Raw genomic sequence first — 315 nt, forward strand, 5'->3', positions numbered from 1 at the left:
TATCCGGTAGATAATCTTGGCGGGGATTACGGCACGCCTCAGCCTGGACATATTGCCGCTTCGGGCCAGTTTACGATCAACGGAGGTCTGGCCGATTTTCTGTATCGAAATGACATCGGTGTTCACGAGGGGAACACGATGCATACGAATATAGACATGACAGGGAACCGTCTGGACTCAACCGGGGAAATCAATGGTCGAAATCCTTCGACAGGTACCAATTCGAATGTTGCGGTAGGAAGTCAGTTGATTGGTCACAACTGGACGGATCCGAGCGATACGAAGGTGTATGTGGCCAACTCTCTTGGCGTTTGT

Annotated in this window: 1 protein-coding gene; it reads left to right on the top strand. The window is 50.8% G+C overall.

Annotated elements, in window-relative coordinates; translation table 11 throughout:
• The coding region (locus tag CSR02_RS16650) for a hypothetical protein (protein ID WP_208616827.1) at window positions 1–315 on the top strand (315 nt) is incomplete at both ends.

Origin of the sequence: Acetobacter pomorum (assembly GCF_002738225.1) — a bacterium.
GTDB lineage: Bacteria > Pseudomonadota > Alphaproteobacteria > Acetobacterales > Acetobacteraceae > Acetobacter > Acetobacter pomorum.